This window comes from Pseudomonas vlassakiae (assembly GCF_014269035.2).
GTDB lineage: Bacteria > Pseudomonadota > Gammaproteobacteria > Pseudomonadales > Pseudomonadaceae > Aquipseudomonas > Aquipseudomonas vlassakiae.
On sequence record NZ_JABWRP020000063.1, the window covers coordinates 1 to 475 of the forward strand.

Here is a 475-nt window from a genome sequence, read left to right on the forward strand (position 1 = left end):
GTCGGTCAGGCGGCCCAGCGGGTTGTCGTAGTGCAGGTGCACACGGATACCGCCGGTGGCGCTGATGTCGGTCAGGGTGCCGTCGGAGGTGCGGGTGAAGTGCAGGTAGTGGCCGAGGGCGTTTTCGATGCGTTGCAGCGGCACCTCGGTATTGGTGTCGGGTACTTCACCGAAGTAGAAAAACAGGTTGTCGAGGGTCTGCAGCAGGTAGTGGCCGCCCTCGGTGCACACCAGGTACACCTGCTCGTGCGGGTTGTAGATGCGCTCGCCCGGTTGCAGGGTCACGAACGGGACTTCGCGGCCCTGGTTGTCGGTAAGGTAGATGAACGAGCCCTGGCGGCGCAGGCTCTGCTCCCAGGGCAGCACCCAGCCACGGCCGAGCACGCTGTCGACGGTGAGGTCGCTGGCGTAGAAGCGTGACCATTCGATCGGCATCAGGCCGGGCAGGCTGAAGTCGATTTCATCGGGGATCAGT

1 protein-coding gene is annotated in these 475 nt (G+C 64.2%); it reads right to left on the bottom strand.

What is annotated here, in order from left to right; genetic code table 11:
• A partial coding sequence (locus HU738_RS25790; RefSeq protein WP_225923540.1) for a DUF6531 domain-containing protein occupies positions 1-475 on the bottom strand: 475 nt, incomplete at both ends.